A 14,205-nucleotide genomic window follows, 5' to 3' on the forward strand; every position below is an offset into this window, starting at 1 on the left:
GTTATGATCCAAATGATATGATGAAGATAAGTGGCTTAATCATAACATATAATGAAGAAAAAAACATAAAAGAGGTACTGGAATGTTTTGATTTCTGCAATGAGATTATTGTGGTGGATTCATTCAGCACAGATAAAACCGTTGAAATTGCGGGGCGGTTTCCGAACGTAAAGATTATTCAGCATCAGTTTGAAGACTTTACCAAGCAGAGGAATATTGCCGTGGACGCGGCCCAAAATGACTGGGTTTTGTTTCTGGATGGTGATGAAAGGATCACTCCGAAACTGAAAAAAGAGATTATCCGGGAAATGAATGCATCAAAACCGAAAGATGCCTATTATTTTTACCGTAAATTCTTTTTTGAGGGCAAGCCAATCCATTATTCCGGCACGCAGTCTGATAAAAACTTCAGGTTGTTCAGAAAGTCCAGGGCACGGTATATTTCCGGAAAAAAGGTCCATGAAACCCTCGAAGTTAGCGGATCTGTCGGTACACTGAAGCACAAGCTGCTGCATTATTCCGTAACAGATTATGAGTCGTACAGACAAAAAATGATTCATTACGGAATGCTGAAAGGAAAAGAGCTGGCTTTAAAAGGAAAGAGATTCAATATGGTTATACAGTATGCGAAAACAATATTTAGATTTTTCAAAGCATACATTTTAAGACTGGGCATTCTTGACGGGAAGGCGGGGTACCAACTTTGCTATCTTCAGTCACTAAGCGTTTTTGAAACCTATGAGTCTTTAAGAAAAGAACAAAATAATTGATGAGGATTAGTGTAATTAGCTATGATTTCTGGGACTATGACCAGTACATTGTTGAAGCATTGTGCCGTAAAGGTATTGACGCGCATCACATCAAAATCACATCGGTTACACATTCCGGTTTCGAGGAAAGGGTCATCAATGCCATCAGCAAAACCTTCCTGAAAAAGAACCTGAAAAAGGAAAAAAGGAAACAATACGTTCTTGATTCCTTAGAGAAATTGGGTCATCAGGATCAGATCTTGGTCCTGAATCCGGATACTTTCGACCTGCCGACCCTGAAAAAGATCCGGGAAAGCACCGATGTGATGATTACTTACCTGTATGATAATCTTGACCGTGTTCCGGTAGAGTGCGAAAAGCTGAATCTTTTTGACACCATATTTTCCTTTGATGATTCCGATATTGAAAAATACGGGTTCAGGAAACTGACGAATTACATCTACCTTCCTTTTATGCCAAAGGAACAACAGAATCCTCAGATGGATCTTTTCTATATCACTTCCTATGACAACAGAAGAGTGGCACTGATTAAAAGGCTGGCCAAAAAGCTGATGGAAATGAGAATGAAATTCCAGATTATGATTATCGGAAAAAAGTCGTGGAAACACCAGCTGAAGAATATACTGGTGAAAATCCCCGAGAATGTTTTTCTGGTTTTCAGCCTCAAAAAGGTATCCCACAAGCAGCTTCCCCATTATTATATGAATTCAAAAATTCTGCTGGATCTGATGCGTGAAGGGCAATATGGGCTCAGTTTCAGAGTCTTTGAGGCCATGGCACTTGAAAAAAAAATAATTACCGATAACGGGTCCATTAAAAATTATGACTTTTACAATCCTAACAATATCCTGGTCCTGAACGAGGATATCAGCAATATCAATGCTTCTTTTTTTGAAACGCCTTATGAAAAGGTACCGGAGGATATTTACAATGCCTATACTCTCGATCATTGGGTAACTAAAGTTTTCAAACTATCCACATGAAAATTTCTGTAGCCCTTTGCACCTATAACGGGGAACGTTTTCTGAATGCCCAGATCGACTCAATTCTGGATCAGCATCTTGCTGTAGACGAAATTATCATATGCGATGACGGATCTGCCGACGGGACATTGGACATACTGAATTCTTATCAACAGAAATATCCTGATCTTTTCAGAATTCACAGCAATCCGAACAACCTTAAAAGTGTAAAAAATTTTGAGAAAGCGATTGCTCTCTGCAGTAATGATATCATATTCCTGAGTGACCAGGATGACATCTGGGAGAAGAATAAAACAGAAACCTGCATCAGTTATTTCCATGCTCACCCATCAATAATGGTCATCTGTTCAAACGGATACCTGATTGATGAAAAAGGGACTGTCCAAGAACAGTATTATACCCTTTGGGACATCCCTGCCCTATTAGACAATAAGAACATCGATTATTACCACATGCTGGCAACGGTGGGTAATATTGCTACCGGAGCATCCATGGCTGTCAGGAAATCTTTTGTTAGAGAGATTATTCCATTCCCTCAAATTGAAAACCTGCATCACGACGAATGGATCGCAATAGCAGCAGCAGAACAGCAGAATTTCGCTTTTCTCAGTGAGAAACTTTTCCGCTACAGGCTTCATGCTGATCAGCAGGTTGGAGGCGTTTGTTTTCCGAAAAATGCTTCTGAAAGAGAAAAGCTGCATCATAAATTTGATCCCGATTATCCGGTTAGGTCTTTCAGGGACCTCAAAGTAACAATAAGGACACTGAATGATAAACAAAAAAGGCTTGAAGACTTTCTGAAGACTCAGAATAATCAGATAGTAAAACGATGGCTTAAGCTTATAGAATCTGAAAAGGCAGTATTCTTTAAGAAGATGGAAAAGGAACATCCTTTGTACTCCCTGTTTTTTAAATATGTATACCGATGAAAAAGATTCTTATCATTATGCATGATTATGCAGGAATACCTGATCTGATGAAAAAGAATCTGACGTATTCAGGGTTCGATGATGTAGACTTTATGTTCTATTCTGAAGAAAAGTTTAAGTACAGAAACCTTTCTCAAAAGATCAATAATTTTTACAGGAAGATTATTTACAAGGATAAAAAGTATAAAGAAAATCTGCGCTTGCAATTTATAGAGGATACGCTGATCAAAAAGGCAGAGCATATGCCACAATATGACCTTATCCTGATGCTGAATACAGATTTATTCCCTGACCGCTTTCTGGAAATCATCAGAACCAAAACGGCACAACTGATCGGCAACCATTGGGACGGTTTAGGAAGGACGCCCCAGATCTATTCCAAAATAAAATTTTTCGACCGCTTTTTTGTATTTGACCAGGATGACGTTGACGAAAAGAAGAATATCTTCTTCCTGACCAATTTCTTTTTTGATTTCGACACTGATCTTCATGCTCAATCAGAAGGAGCACAACAGGATGTATTCTATATAGGGACTTACGTACCGGAAAGATACGGTCTTTTAAAAAATATTTCTGACATATTCTCCATGCAGGGTATTTCTCAGAAGATGATGTTATTCAGCTGGGATAAAAAGGATCCTGATGAAAACATCACATTTACAGATCAATTTATCTCCTATCAGGATAATATGAACTATGTAAAGCAATCTAAAGCCTTACTGGACCTGAAGCTTAAAGACCATAACGGTTTGTCTTTCCGATTTTTTGAAGGCTTAAAGTATGACAGGAAACTGATCACAGATAATCCGGCTGTTAAAAGCTATGATTTTTATGACAGAGAGAACATCTTTATCATTCATGAAGATCCTGAGGCTACCCTTAAAGACTTTATCCAGGCTCCGTATAAGGCCATACCTGAGGGCATTAAAAACAAATACAGCTTTACCCGCTGGTTCAACACCCTTACCTCATCAAGATGAACGAGAAGATTTCCATTATTATCCCCTATTATAACGGAGAAAAATACATCCGGGAAACCCTGGAATCCGTTTACAGGCAAACGCATCAGGATTTTGAAGTCATCATAGTCAATGACGGATCGGATCAAAATGTTTTAGAGGCCAGCATACAAAATATGCTGCACCCTAATCTGAAAGTGATCCATCAGGAAAACCAGGGACAATCTGCAGCCAGAAATAATGGTGCGAAACTGGCTACCGGAAAATACATCCTTTTCCTGGACTGTGACGATCTTATTGACGAGACCTTTTTAGCAAAGACTTACACCATCCTGCAACAAAAGTCTGAGGTAAGGATCTGCTATTCCAGAGGAAAGTTTTTTGAAAAAACAGATAAAGAATGGGTATTGCGGCCATTCAACACATATGACTTCCTTATTGAAAACAGCATTCCGATCACTGCCCTGATCTATAAAGAGGATTTTGAAAATGCAGGCGGGTTTGATGTACGGCTTAATTATTATGAGGACTGGGATTTCTGGATTACACTTATAAAAAACGGTGCTGGAACCTATAAGATCGATGAGTTTTTATTTTTTTACAGGATAAGGACCGGTTCTGATTCACTGACCAATATAAGCTCGGACAATCGGCTGAGGTTATCTGATAATTTCTTTGAAATCTATAAAAAACATTATGCTTTTTATCAGGAGAACGGACTCGATTTCCATACGATCATGAGCCTCATCCGTGAAAATAAGAAATACAAAGCCAAATATTACAATGAATGGTACAGGAAGATGATGTACAGACTATTCAAACCTAAAAAATTCAACCGGATTTATAAAAGTTGATCTTCGTTCTCAAACCCTAAATAGTTCAACATTTTCCCTATATTGTCTTCCTGTGCCTGCACGGAAAACTTTGCCAATGGCAGCCTGCTGTTGGCATGCAGTATATTCCAAAGGCTTTCATTGTTGTACAGGTCCAGGATTTTTGCCGCAAAATTTTCTGGTGTTTCATCTGAGATCAGGGCCGTTTTTCCATCCTCCAGGCTCATTCCCTCTGCTCCTATTCCCGTCGTAATTACCGGCAGCATATATTCCAGTGCCTGACCGATTTTCCCTTTGACACCTGCTCCATACCGTAAGGGAGCAACAAAGACCCTTGAATGTTCAAACCAATGGTCAACATGTTCCTGGTACCCTAAGATCTGAAATCTTTCCGTATGGTACCGTTCCTTGAGATCGGTAGGAAAATCAGGACCAAGGATGTACAGGCTAATAGAAGGGTCCTCTTTCCATACCAACGGCATAATATGATCTTGAAGTAATTTTACAGCATCTATATTAGGCAGGTGATTATATCCTCCTATAAAAAGAAGCCCGTTTCGCTCAGAAAATGCAGCGGGTTTCAGATCCATGGGTTGATGGATATTGCTTACCGTAAAAATTTTCTGTATTTCTACACCATGATCGGAAACAGTTTTTTTTTCTTCATCACTGATGGAAATAACCGCATCTGCACTGTTCATAGCAACATATTCCTTATCCTTAAAAAATGCAATTTGCTTTTCCCTGTCTTTCGTTACTTCAATATAATTATTTTCACGTTCCATTCTGAGATAATGGAGATCAACCATATCATAAACGATCTTTTTTCCTGCTATCCTGTTTTTGATGATATCATACCAGTAATCAAAGCCCACAGGCCGGAAAATCCAGATAACGTCCACGTAGGCCAAAGCATCCAGTACCTGGTCTTTAACTTTTACAATTTTATTCCTTTCATCCACATAATCCATGCATATCTCTACTCCGGCATTCTGAAAAAAAGAAATGTAATCAGCATCTTTTTCCTCATCATAATATTTAACAGCCAGTATAATATGATGCCCGTTTTTTTGCAGGATTTTCACGATTTCCATAAACCTTCTGGATCCCGAATCCTGATCAGGCTTAGGCATATTTTCTTCCAGGAAAAGAAAATTTGGTTTCCTGAAATGAGCATTATAATTAATTTTTTCGCCCGACAGAAACATCTGGTTCCTAAAATAATGATCCCATCTGCGGCGAAACGTCTCACGGTTCTTTTCCAGTAAAAGTTCTTTTCCGGAATTCTTTTTTCCGGTATAGGATATATTTTCAAAATGAATGATTTCTGATAGAGGCTGATAATAAATATCCAGGTTCTGCTCATATTTCAATCTCTGGCAAAGATCTGTTTCCTCATAGTATGCCGGCAGGAAAGCCTCATCCAGAAGATTGAGGTTCCCCTCAATATCCAGCCTGTTAAATAACAGGCTACAGCCTGAGCAGTAATCTACTTTTCGCAGGAAATTATATTTCGGAGCATCAATCGCCTCCCTGCGTCCGATATTGATAATCTCAGAATCTTTAAAAATAAGGCATCCTGCTTCCTGCAGGGTATTATCTGAAAATATCAGTTTAGATCCTACAGCACCAACACTGGCCCTGGTTTTAAAAACACTGATAAGACTTGAAAGGTATTTCTTCTGAACTTCCACATCATTGTTCAGCAGGTAAATATATTTTCCTTTTGCGTGCCGGATCCCTTTATTGACACTCCTCAGAAAACCGAGGTTTTCAGGGTTGTCAATAATGACAATACCGGGAATTTTACGTAAATGATCTAATGTATCATCAGTACTTTTATCATTAATGATGATGATTTCCTTTGAGATATGGGTGTCATACTGATCAAGGGTATAAAGACAGTTTAATGTATACCGGATCTGATTATAAACCGGGATAATAATGGAAACTTCAGGACGTTCATTCTCTGCAAAACTAAATTGATAGTTTTTGAAAAAGCCAGTATCAAAATGATTAATGCTGATCTTTCTTTTATTCCTGATAAAATTACGGTCCTTGATTTTATTTTTAAAAAATCTTTTAATTCCCATTTTTAATTTATTATTTTGCCTTTATCTTTTCAAGGGAACGAAATTACGTATTTATTGCAAGTTATGAGATGCAAACAAGACATTATTAAGGTTGGTTACCTTTTATCCTATGATTATAAATATATTTTCAATTCCTTACGGCAGGTATATGAGTATTCAGATAAAATTTATATCTGTTACGATCAGGATGGCAAAACCTGGGCAGGAAATGATTGTACCATCCCGGAAGAGGTTTTTGATACCATTAAAGAATTAGATTCCCAAAATAAAATCATTTTTTACAGCGATCGTTTTTACTTAGAAGGAAAAACGGCCATAGAACTTGATACAAGACAAAGGAATATGCTTGCCGAGAAAATGGGAAAAGGAGGATGGCATTTGCAGATAGACAGCGATGAATACCCTGTACATTTTGAAAAGCTTGTTTCTTTCCTTAAAAAGCATCAGTACCTGCTGAAGAATCCTCATAAAACGCCAGTGAATTTTTTTGTCAGCTTTGTCACTTTATTTAAGCAGACCCCGGACGGCTTTTTCGTTATTTCCCCCTATACTGAGGCATGCTTCCTTATTACCAATGTACCCAGGTATGTTAATGCAAGGCTTCCTGAAAACCCTTATTATTTAAGATTGAATTTCAATATCATTCATCAGTCCTGGGCAAGAAGCAAGGATGAAATATACCAGAAGATCCATAATTGGGGACATAATAACGACTTTGATATTGATGAATTCTTCAATAAATGGAATAATCTGAATGCAGAAAACTATGGGGATTTTAAGGATTTTCATCCTTTAGCGCCTGATCACTGGAAAGAACTACAGTTTATAAAGGCTGAGAATACTGAAGAATTCATAACAAACTTTGAAGTAAGTTATCCGCAAACTGAAATAAGGATTCCTTTAAAGCTAAAGAAGAGGATAAAATTGTACCTGAAATCCTTATTTTATTTGAATTGATAAAAACCTGCTCAAATTTCCTCATCACTGTTTCAGGGTTGAAATGTTCAGAATAACAGTCCCAATTCACGTCCGGATTTCGCTTAAACGTATGTAGTATCTGTAACAGGTCTTTTTCATTATGGTACAGTATCGCCTTACGGCCTAAAATCTCCAGATGTGCTTTCTCGTCAGAGCCTGACCATGTAATGATGGGTTTATTTTTATTGAGAACTCACCTATGGCAATACCAAAACTTTCACCCTGAATTCTTGTATGAAGATATGCATCTGAAGTATTTATAAATTTCACTTTCCTCTCAATATCTGCTGTAGGAGGAAGAAACATAATATTCCTGTACGGTCTGAAGATATTTCTTTGCACAAAATCATTGGTACCCATAAAAATAAAATACAGATTTTTATTCTTCCGGGCTGATTTTTTGACTGCATTTTTCACGAATTCTATGTCAAAAGTTTCCGAACCTCCGTATCTTGCGAAAACAACCGCTTCTTTTGGAATACCTAATTCATCCCGCAGATCACCGGTTACTTCCGGAAGGCTGACCATATGAGGAACAAAGGGCAGCCGGCCACCGCTCATCGTTTCAGACAGCCATTCTGAAACGTAAGCATAGACAGACCATACGGTTCGTTATATTTGAAAACAACATGAATAACCGTTTTTATAAGGTCTACAGGTGCATCGGGCTCTTTCTCGCCTGATTTTATGGCATAGTAAATATCTGCATTTGATTTTTTTATGAAATCATCGCGGTCCGAGATATCTGAATATCCATAAATCTTAAACCTTCCTGCAAATCTGGCAACTGCTTCCGCAATATTATTTGGGCTATTCTTTGGATAGAGGATGAGTGATTCGTTATGTAAGATTTCCTCATTATAATAGGCATCATCAAAGATAGCATTGGATGTCCCTCTATAGCACAGCTGATTTTCGTGGAAAATAATTCTCATCAAAAGAGATTGAAATTATTTCCTGTCATATTCATCTTCCACCCTGACGATATCATCTTCACCGAAATATGTCCCTGTCTGCACCTCTATAAAAACAACGGGCTGATCAGAAAGGTTCATCATACGGTGTTTGGCACCCAGAGGAATAAATATGCTTTCGCCATATCCCAGATTGATTTCCTTGCCTTCAAGAACTACCGTAGCATTCCCCTCAATAACGGTCCATTGTTCCTGTCTCTTATGATGGTATTGATACGATAATTTCTGACCCGGGTTTACTTCAATCCTTTTCAGTTTATAATTCGGCTCATCAGCCAATACATAATATTTGCCCCAGGGCCTTTCTCCGATTTCCAGCATAACCTGTATTTTGTAATTGTACAAAAGTATAAATAAGATTACAGATATTTAACATCTATGCTGATTTTAAACGAAGAATAACGCTTTAAATTTTAAGCTGCTGATTTACGGGCATACTAGCTCCTATCCTAATATTTGTTTTAAAAATAACCTATTATGAAATTAAAATCACAAATTAGTGATTAATAAATTAATTCATACCTTTACCGAATAATAAAATTTTATGAAAAAACTTTTAACAATTTCTACGCTAGCAGTAGTAGGATTAGCGCTAACAGCATGTTCACAAGATGATGATATAGCAAATCCAACACCTACCGTACTATCAGCAAAAAGCAAAGACGGTCAGGAAAAAATTTCATTTGTAAAGACAGAAGTTATCGCAGAGAGCGGCAGGGCTTCATCTTTGAGTGCAGGACAGTCATTAGTTCTTAATGCCGGTAATGCTCATGTGCATCTTGACGTTCAGTATGATGGAAATCTTGTATTGTATGCAAGCCCTATACAATGGTTTGGTCCTACTCCGAATCCGGCAAAATGGGCATCTGACACTTCAACCAATTATCCTGTTCAGCCTTTCCTTACCGCTCAAACAGATGGAAACCTGGTATTGTATAAAAGTGCACCATACGTTGCCGCTAATGCAGTATGGGCTACCAATACAGATTCGGGTAATGTTTCAGATCCTAAATTTAAGATCCAGGTGATTAAAAAGACCAATTCATTGAATTCGTCATCACCTAAATATTATGCTACATTCATTCTTGAAGGAAACAACAGTGAAAGGCATGAAATTACAGTAAGTGAAATAACGAATATCTACTAAGGAATACTGAATCAGTATTTACCGATACCTAAGGCTGTTCTAGAAATAGAATAGCCTCTTTTATTATACAGCAATTCATTTCCTTTACCTAAATTTGCAGAAATTTAAATTGAAATGGAGAAAGTAAGAGTACGTTTTGCTCCAAGTCCTACGGGGCCATTGCATTTGGGAGGCGTAAGAACCGCATTATATGACTATCTTTTTGCTAAAAATCAGGGGGGTGAATTCGTATTGAGAATTGAAGATACCGATACTGCAAGATATGTGGAAGGAGCGGAAGATTATATTGAGGAAGCGCTGGAATGGTGTGGCATCATTCCTGATGAAAGTCCCAAGAAAGGAGGAAAATTCGCACCTTACAGACAATCTGAAAGAAGGGATATCTATGACCGTTATACGGAGCAGATCCTGAAAACGGACTATGCCTACCTGGCTTTTGATACCCCTGAAGAGCTGGACGCTATCCGCGCAGAATTTGAAGCCAACGGTGATGTCTTTTCTTATGACAATAAAACCAGGAACCGTTTGAAAAACAGCATTGCGCTTTCTGAAGAGGAAGTTCAGCAGCTACTGGATAATAAGACGCCCTATGTGGTACGGTTCAGGATGCCCGTGGACAGGACGCTTAACCTGGAAGATATTATCAGAGGGAATTTCTCAGTGAATACCGATACACTGGATGATAAGGTACTCGTGAAAAATGACGGGATGCCAACCTACCACTTCGCCAATATCATCGATGACCATGAAATGGAAATCACCCATGTGATCCGCGGTGAAGAATGGCTTCCTTCACTGGGGCTGCATACGTTATTATACGAAGCTATGGGATGGACTGCACCGAAATTTGCCCACCTCTCCCTGATCCTGAAACCGGAAGGAAAAGGGAAATTAAGCAAAAGGGATGGCGATAAGTTCGGATTCCCTGTATTCCCGCTGGACTTCAAAGATCCTGCAACGGGAACGGTTTCCAAAGGATACAGGGAAAACGGATATTTTCCTGAAGCATTCATCAATATGGTCGCTTTATTGGGCTGGTCCCCGGCGGATGACAAGGAAATCCTGTCCATGGAGGAAATGACCAGAGAATTTGACCTGTATAAGGTTCATAAAGCGGGAGCGCGTTTCAGCAAGGAAAAATCGGAATGGTTCAACCATCAGTATATGCAGGTGAAAACGGATGAAGAACTGCTTGGAATCCTAAAAACATCAGTTTCTGACCTTGCAGGAGCACCGGATGAGAAACTTCTGAAAGTGATCCGCCTCATGAAAGAAAGGGCTACGTTCCCGAAAGATATTTATGAGAATGGAAAATTCTTCTTTGAAGCACCGACTTCCTATGATGAAAAAGCACTTAAGAAAGCCTGGAATGATGAGACCTCTTCTGTTTTAAGCGAACTTACGGAAAGACTTGAACACTCAGAATTCAGTGCAGAAGCTGTAAAACACAGCATCCATGAATTTGCGGAAAGCAAAGGACTGGGAATGGGCAAAGTGATGATGCCGCTCCGCCTTGCACTGGTGGGTGAACTGAAGGGACCGGATGTTCCGGATATCCTGGAAATCATCGGGAGAGAAGAAAGTTTAGCCAGAATCAAAACGGCTGTTGAGCAATTAAAATAATCAAACCTGACCTGAGCGCCATAAAAGGATTATATCCTTTTATATTAAGAAAATTATACAGGCTAAAGACCTGTAAAGATTATTTTTAAGCGGTCAGTTTCATAATTTTTCATAAATTTGAAAGATTTAATTTACTTCAAGAATGGAATATTTAAGTTTCGAACTGCCTATTAAAGAATTGATGGATCAATACCAGACCTGTTCTTTGGTAGGAGAAGAAAGTGGTGTTGATGTAAAATTAGCATGTAGCCAAATAGAGGATAAAATCATAGAAAAGAAAAAAGAAATCTATGGTAACCTCACACCTTGGCAGAGAGTACAGTTATCCCGCCATCCGGATCGCCCGTATACTTTGGATTATATCAATGGTATCACCGATAAAGGCAGTTTCCTGGAACTTCACGGAGACCGTAATTTTGCCGATGACCCTGCGATGATCGGAGGACTGGCCACATTGGACGGTCAGAAGGTAATGATTATCGGAACCCAGAAAGGGAGAACAACCAAAGAAAGGCAGCACAGGAGATTCGGGATGCCGAATCCTGAAGGATACAGAAAAGCATTGCGACTGATGAAACTTGCTGAGAAATTCAATATTCCTGTCGTAACTTTAGTAGACACTCCGGGAGCTTATCCGGGACTTGAAGCAGAGGAAAGAGGCCAGGGAGAAGCGATTGCCAGGAACATTTTTGAAATGGTACAGCTAAAGACACCTATCTTTACCTACGTCATTGGAGAAGGTGCCAGCGGCGGGGCATTGGGAATTGGTGTAGGAAATAAAGTTTACATGCTTGAAAACACCTGGTATACCGTGATTGCACCGGAAAGCTGTTCTTCCATCTTATGGAGAAACTGGGATCATAAGGAAGATGCAGCTAATGCACTGAACCTTACTCCGGCTGATGCATTGAGGGAGAAATTCATTGACGGTATCATTCCTGAACCTTTGGGAGGTGCCCATTATGATCCGGAAACAACATACTTAAATCTGAAAAATTCCATTCTGCAGAACATTAAAGCTTTTTCAAAGTTTACCGGGCAGGAACTGGAAACACAGAGACAGGAGAAATTTATTGCCATGGGGCAATTTAAAGGATAAAATCGAAAAAGGTTAAGAATGTTCTTCTTAACCTTTTTCTTTACCAATTATTTATACACGAATTCTTTTCAGTTTCTAATCCCTTAAGTTGAGTTCGATCTCAATATCCTTGTTGATTTTTTTCAGGGATGAATATTTGGCGTCACATACCATGGTAGTGAGGATATACTCCCCTTTTTCCACCAAAAGGTAGTTTTGTCCGTTGGCCGGAACTTCCAGGTTGTAATATTTTTTTAACCCGCTGATCTTTACGATCAGATTACACTTAGACCTGTTTTTTATGTTGATATATGCTTCCTTATCCATCGGATCATTATTAAACAGGTGCGTCAGCATGGAAGCTGTCTTTTTATCTTTCTCACTGGGCCCTGCCTTTTTTGAGGTGTTCCCCATGGCTGCATAATTGACGGTCCGCGCTGTATTAGAGGACGCACCAGCTGTATTGGAGGCTAATGTTTTAGAATTATTCAGCTCATTATTGCTGGTGATTTTTGCGATTTCATTTTTGCTGAGCGGTTTAATGACCGGCTTGGCTTCAGGGGAATTATCTGCTGTAATGATCGCGATCAGCTTTCTTTTAAAATAATCGGTCTTGGCATGACCCGGATTTTGTTTCAGGAATCCGGCAATGATTCTTGCTTCCTTGGTATTTTCAGCATCGCTTTCCGTATAAATGATGGCGGTTTCTTTTTCAACGATGGCTTTGGATTTTGCTGCTCTTTTCTTTTTCTGTGAAAACCCCAGTGTAAACAGGCACATTAATATAAGGAGAAGGATTTTTTTCATGAATGGAATATAAAATATTATTAAATAATCAAATAACGCAAAAAGTCCTTTTTTAGTTTATCATTAAAATCATTATCTTTGCACAGCTCTAAAAGTAGGCTAAAAAATCTATAATAAATTTACAACAAAAAAATAACAGATATTATGTCTTATACACCAGCTGCTGCAGACGTAGCAAAATTGAGAAACACGACAGGTGCAGGGATGATGGACTGCAAAAAAGCTTTAGTAGAAGCTGAAGGAGACTTCGAAAAAGCAATCGAAATCCTAAGAAAAAAAGGTCAGAAAGTGGCTGCTAACAGAGCGGACAGAGAATCTACCGAAGGAGCGGTAATCGCAAGAGTAAATGAGGACAGCACTTTAGGAGCGATCATTTCTCTTAACTGCGAAACTGATTTCGTTGCTAAGAATGAAGCATTCATTGAACTGGCGTATGAATTGGCTGAAATGGCGATCTTCGCGGCTTCTAAAGAGGAGCTTTTAGCAACAGATTTCCACGGGATTACAGTAGCTGATAAATTGGTGGAGCAAACCGGCGTTATCGGTGAAAAAATCGAAATCGGTGCTTTCGAAAGAATCGAAGGGCCTTTCCTGGGAGCTTACATCCACGCAGGAAATAAAATTGCTGCCATCACTTCCCTTTCTGCTAAAGTAGATGGTGCTGATGAGGTAGCTAAAGCAGTTTCTATGCAGGTAGCTGCAATGAATCCTATCGCTCTTGACGAGAACGCAGTTTCACAGTCTACGATCGACAAAGAACTGGAAATCGAAAGACATAAACTTACTGAGGAAGGTAAGCCTGCAAACATCATCGATAACATCCTTAAAGGTAAAATGCAGAGATTCTACAAAGACAACACTCTGGTACACCAGGATTTCATCAAAGACGGCAGCATGTCTGTTGCTGACTATGTAAAATCTGCTAACGGAGATTTAAAAGTAACAGGATTTGTAAGAGTAAGCTTGTCTTAATCTTCCCTGAATAATAAAAATGATCCCGGTGAATGTTTCACCGGGATTTTTTTGTCCCT

The 14,205-nt window shown here is 39.0% G+C and carries 15 protein-coding genes; 10 read left to right on the top strand and 5 right to left on the bottom strand.

Going from position 1 to position 14,205, the window contains the following annotated elements:
- Positions 1 to 17: 17 nt before the first annotated feature.
- From CGB83_RS10810 to CGB83_RS10830, 5 genes are read left to right on the top strand one after another with little or no spacing between them, the layout of a single operon-like run.
- Positions 18 to 770, top strand: a complete 753-nt coding sequence (locus tag CGB83_RS10810; RefSeq protein WP_100075775.1) for a glycosyltransferase family 2 protein — start codon at positions 18 to 20, stop codon at positions 768 to 770.
- Positions 770 to 1,753: a WaaS/CpsH family glycosyltransferase gene (locus tag CGB83_RS10815; RefSeq protein ID WP_100075776.1), complete on the top strand. Its 984-nt coding sequence runs from the start codon at positions 770 to 772 to the stop codon at positions 1,751 to 1,753. The genes CGB83_RS10810 and CGB83_RS10815 overlap by 1 nt, the downstream gene beginning before the upstream one ends.
- Complete coding sequence (locus tag CGB83_RS10820; protein WP_100075777.1) at positions 1,750 to 2,682, top strand: glycosyltransferase family 2 protein; 933 nt, start codon at positions 1,750 to 1,752, stop codon at positions 2,680 to 2,682. Before CGB83_RS10815 ends, CGB83_RS10820 begins: the two co-directional genes overlap by 4 nt.
- On the top strand, positions 2,679 to 3,662 hold the full coding sequence (locus CGB83_RS10825) for a WaaS/CpsH family glycosyltransferase (protein ID WP_100075778.1): 984 nt from the start codon (positions 2,679 to 2,681) through the stop codon (positions 3,660 to 3,662). Before CGB83_RS10820 ends, CGB83_RS10825 begins: the two co-directional genes overlap by 4 nt.
- The gene (locus CGB83_RS10830) at positions 3,659 to 4,495 is read left to right on the top strand and encodes a glycosyltransferase family 2 protein (protein WP_100075779.1); all 837 of its coding nucleotides are present in this window, start codon (positions 3,659 to 3,661) and stop codon (positions 4,493 to 4,495) included. The genes CGB83_RS10825 and CGB83_RS10830 overlap by 4 nt, the downstream gene beginning before the upstream one ends.
- On the opposite strand, the gene CGB83_RS10835 is transcribed toward CGB83_RS10830, so the two are convergent.
- Entirely contained in the window at positions 4,483 to 6,567 is a 2,085-nt protein-coding gene (locus CGB83_RS10835) for a glycosyltransferase (protein WP_100075780.1), read from the bottom strand. The genes CGB83_RS10830 and CGB83_RS10835 overlap by 13 nt on opposite strands.
- 63 nt (positions 6,568 to 6,630) lie before the next feature.
- Here CGB83_RS10835 and CGB83_RS10840 point away from each other — a divergent pair, with 63 nt between their 5' ends.
- Positions 6,631 to 7,524 (top strand): hypothetical protein, encoded by an 894-nt coding sequence (locus tag CGB83_RS10840; RefSeq protein WP_100075781.1) that lies wholly within the window; start codon positions 6,631 to 6,633, stop codon positions 7,522 to 7,524.
- A gap of 144 nt (positions 7,525 to 7,668) precedes the next feature.
- Here CGB83_RS10840 and CGB83_RS10845 read toward each other — a convergent pair whose 3' ends face one another.
- From CGB83_RS10845 to CGB83_RS10855, 3 genes are read right to left on the bottom strand one after another with little or no spacing between them, the layout of a single operon-like run.
- A complete protein-coding gene (locus tag CGB83_RS10845; protein WP_100075782.1) occupies positions 7,669 to 8,106 on the bottom strand; it encodes a hypothetical protein in 438 nt (145 codons plus the stop codon).
- The gene (locus tag CGB83_RS10850) at positions 8,103 to 8,480 is read right to left on the bottom strand and encodes a hypothetical protein (RefSeq protein ID WP_100075783.1); all 378 of its coding nucleotides are present in this window, start codon (positions 8,478 to 8,480) and stop codon (positions 8,103 to 8,105) included. The genes CGB83_RS10845 and CGB83_RS10850 overlap by 4 nt, the downstream gene beginning before the upstream one ends.
- A gap of 15 nt (positions 8,481 to 8,495) precedes the next feature.
- Positions 8,496 to 8,837 carry a phosphomannose isomerase type II C-terminal cupin domain gene (locus CGB83_RS10855; RefSeq protein ID WP_172954736.1) on the bottom strand — a complete coding sequence of 114 codons (342 nt, stop codon included), beginning with the start codon at positions 8,835 to 8,837 and terminating at the stop codon, positions 8,496 to 8,498.
- Between the two features lie 226 nt (positions 8,838 to 9,063).
- Here CGB83_RS10855 and CGB83_RS10860 point away from each other — a divergent pair, with 226 nt between their 5' ends.
- The 3 genes from CGB83_RS10860 to CGB83_RS10870 all read left to right on the top strand — a co-directional run bounded on the left by CGB83_RS10860 (position 9,064) and on the right by CGB83_RS10870 (position 12,388).
- The gene (locus CGB83_RS10860) at positions 9,064 to 9,666 is read left to right on the top strand and encodes a hypothetical protein (protein WP_100075785.1); all 603 of its coding nucleotides are present in this window, start codon (positions 9,064 to 9,066) and stop codon (positions 9,664 to 9,666) included.
- A 114-nt stretch (positions 9,667 to 9,780) separates the two neighbouring features.
- Entirely contained in the window at positions 9,781 to 11,289 is a 1,509-nt protein-coding gene (gltX, locus tag CGB83_RS10865) for a glutamate--tRNA ligase (protein WP_100075786.1), read from the top strand.
- Positions 11,290 to 11,431: 142 nt separating this feature from the next.
- Positions 11,432 to 12,388 (top strand): acetyl-CoA carboxylase carboxyltransferase subunit alpha, encoded by a 957-nt coding sequence (locus CGB83_RS10870; protein WP_100075787.1) that lies wholly within the window; start codon positions 11,432 to 11,434, stop codon positions 12,386 to 12,388.
- Positions 12,389 to 12,463: 75 nt separating this feature from the next.
- Here CGB83_RS10870 and CGB83_RS10875 read toward each other — a convergent pair whose 3' ends face one another.
- Positions 12,464 to 13,174 carry a DUF6759 domain-containing protein gene (locus CGB83_RS10875; RefSeq protein WP_100075788.1) on the bottom strand — a complete coding sequence of 237 codons (711 nt, stop codon included), beginning with the start codon at positions 13,172 to 13,174 and terminating at the stop codon, positions 12,464 to 12,466.
- A gap of 144 nt (positions 13,175 to 13,318) precedes the next feature.
- On the opposite strand from CGB83_RS10875, the gene tsf reads away from it, so the two are divergent.
- The gene (gene tsf, locus CGB83_RS10880) at positions 13,319 to 14,146 is read left to right on the top strand and encodes a translation elongation factor Ts (protein WP_100075789.1); all 828 of its coding nucleotides are present in this window, start codon (positions 13,319 to 13,321) and stop codon (positions 14,144 to 14,146) included.
- The last annotated feature ends 59 nt before the right edge of the window (positions 14,147 to 14,205 follow it).

It is taken from the genome of Chryseobacterium camelliae (assembly GCF_002770595.1).
Lineage (GTDB): Bacteria > Bacteroidota > Bacteroidia > Flavobacteriales > Weeksellaceae > Chryseobacterium > Chryseobacterium camelliae.

Bases quoted from the DNA above. Each gene is read 5' to 3' on its own strand.
- CGB83_RS10810 (WP_100075775.1), top strand. From the start codon at position 18: ATGATGAAGATAAGTGGCTTAATCATAACATATAATGAAGAAAAAAAC.
- CGB83_RS10815 (WP_100075776.1), top strand. From the start codon at position 770: ATGAGGATTAGTGTAATTAGCTATGATTTCTGGGACTATGACCAGTAC.
- CGB83_RS10820 (WP_100075777.1), top strand. From the start codon at position 1,750: ATGAAAATTTCTGTAGCCCTTTGCACCTATAACGGGGAACGTTTTCTG.
- CGB83_RS10825 (WP_100075778.1), top strand. From the start codon at position 2,679: ATGAAAAAGATTCTTATCATTATGCATGATTATGCAGGAATACCTGAT.
- CGB83_RS10830 (WP_100075779.1), top strand. From the start codon at position 3,659: ATGAACGAGAAGATTTCCATTATTATCCCCTATTATAACGGAGAAAAA.
- CGB83_RS10835 (WP_100075780.1), bottom strand. From the start codon at position 6,567: ATGGGAATTAAAAGATTTTTTAAAAATAAAATCAAGGACCGTAATTTT.
- CGB83_RS10840 (WP_100075781.1), top strand. From the start codon at position 6,631: ATGAGATGCAAACAAGACATTATTAAGGTTGGTTACCTTTTATCCTAT.
- CGB83_RS10845 (WP_100075782.1), bottom strand. From the start codon at position 8,106: ATGAGCGGTGGCCGGCTGCCCTTTGTTCCTCATATGGTCAGCCTTCCG.
- CGB83_RS10850 (WP_100075783.1), bottom strand. From the start codon at position 8,480: ATGAGAATTATTTTCCACGAAAATCAGCTGTGCTATAGAGGGACATCC.
- CGB83_RS10860 (WP_100075785.1), top strand. From the start codon at position 9,064: ATGAAAAAACTTTTAACAATTTCTACGCTAGCAGTAGTAGGATTAGCG.
- gltX (WP_100075786.1), top strand. From the start codon at position 9,781: ATGGAGAAAGTAAGAGTACGTTTTGCTCCAAGTCCTACGGGGCCATTG.
- CGB83_RS10870 (WP_100075787.1), top strand. From the start codon at position 11,432: ATGGAATATTTAAGTTTCGAACTGCCTATTAAAGAATTGATGGATCAA.
- CGB83_RS10875 (WP_100075788.1), bottom strand. From the start codon at position 13,174: ATGAAAAAAATCCTTCTCCTTATATTAATGTGCCTGTTTACACTGGGG.
- tsf (WP_100075789.1), top strand. From the start codon at position 13,319: ATGTCTTATACACCAGCTGCTGCAGACGTAGCAAAATTGAGAAACACG.